Source organism: Acidovorax delafieldii 2AN (assembly GCF_000175235.1).
GTDB classification, from domain to species: Bacteria; Pseudomonadota; Gammaproteobacteria; order Burkholderiales; family Burkholderiaceae_C; genus Acidovorax; species Acidovorax delafieldii_B.
The window spans coordinates 1-1,548 of record NZ_ACQT01000473.1 but is presented as its reverse complement, the minus strand read 5'-3'; the positions used below and the strand labels follow the sequence as shown (position 1 = coordinate 1,548).

The 1,548-nt window shown below is 71.0% G+C and carries 1 protein-coding gene; it reads right to left on the bottom strand.

Annotation, left to right across the window (positions count from 1 at the left end; translation table 11 throughout):
* Positions 1 to 62: 62 nt before the first annotated feature.
* Positions 63 to 1,548, bottom strand: a 1,486-nt coding sequence (locus ACDELDRAFT_RS22325) for an FAD-binding protein (protein WP_005801098.1), incomplete at its 5' end; no start/stop codon positions are given.

Genomic DNA, 1,548 nt, shown 5'->3' with positions numbered 1-1,548 from the left:
CTCGGCCAGGTGCCGGTAGTCGGAGGCCGTGGCCGGGAAGGGCGCGGGGCGGTGGTGCGCACTCATCGGCCCGCCTCCGTGATGGAACGCGCAGCAGCCCGCGCGGTGAGGATGCAGCCGGGCAGAAAGGTGCCTTCCAGCGAGCGCTTGCCGTTGGCGCCGCCACCGCCAAAGCCCGCCGCCTCGCCGACGCAGTACAGGCCGGGAATGGGCTGGCCGGAGCTATCGAGCACGCGGCTCGCCAGGTCGGTGCGCAGGCCGCCCAGGCTCTTGCGCGTGATGAGCTGCATCTGGATGGCGATGTACGGCCCCGCGCCGCGCCGCTGCAGCGGCGCGGGTTCGCAGGTGCGCAGCTTGTCGGGCCCCCACTGGCGCGCGTGCAGGATGCGGCGGATCTGGTCGTCGTTGTGCAGCTTGGCACCGTTCGCGAAGTTGGCGTCGAAGGCGTCGGCCGTGGCCTGCAGCACCTCGGGCCGCACGTCCTGCGTGCCGGTGAGCTGGTTCATCTTCGCGGCCAGGCCGGCCAGCGTGTCGTCCACGAGGAAGTGCTTGCTCTCGGCGGCCATCTGCTTCACGAGGCGGTGGTTGCCGAGCAGCGTTTCCTTGAGGAAAGCGGGGAACTGCATGTCGCGGATGCGCTGGTTGTGCTCGGCGCCCGAGATGGCGAATTCCTTGGCCGCGATGCGCCAGTTCAGCAGGTGCCAGGTCCAGGGTTTCTCTTGCTGCGCCACGCGCTGGCACAGCCAGTGGGTGTCGAAGCCGGTGACCAGCGGCTCGGGGCCGATGCGCCGGCCCTGGTGGTCCAGCCACAGCGCTGACTTGCAGGGGATGGTGGACAGGCCGTGCCCCTCGAAGTGCGGGAAGGGGTGCGGAAAGCCGGCGGCGTAGTTCCACATTTCGCCGGCGTGGGCGATGCGTGCGCCCAGCGCGTTGGCCACCCAGTGGTGCATCTTGCCGTCGGCATAGGGGTGGGCACCGTTGAGCATCGTGGCCGGGATGGGGCGGTCCTTGGGCCAGTTGGCCCGCGTCTGTTCATGGCCGCCGTTGATGCCGCCCATGGCCAGCACCACCACGGGGGCCTGCAGCAGCACTTCGGCGCCGGTCTCCTCGTTCACCGCCTGCACGCCCGAGGGCAAGCCCTGCTGCAGGTCGAGCGCGGTGGCGCGGTGGCGGTGCAGCACGGTGAGCCGTCCGCCCATGTCGGCCTGGCGCATGGCGGCGATCATGCGGCGCGTGAGCTCGCGCGCGGTGCCCCAGACGATGTGGTAGCGCGGCACGCTGTTGCCGTCGCCAAAGCGCCCGCGCTCCACCCAGTTCACGGCGGGCATGAACTTCACGCCCTCGCCGAGCAGCCAGTCGTAGACCTCGGCGCGCGAATGCTCCACGTAGTGGCGCGCCCACTGCAGCGCCAGCGCGTCGCCGGGGTCCAGTTCGCCGAAGCGGATCCAGTCGCGCAGCGCGGTTTCGGGGGTGTCGGGGATCTTCATGCGTGCCTGCAGCGGCGTGCCCACCAGGGCCATGCCGCCGAAGGCCCAAAGGGCCAGGCCG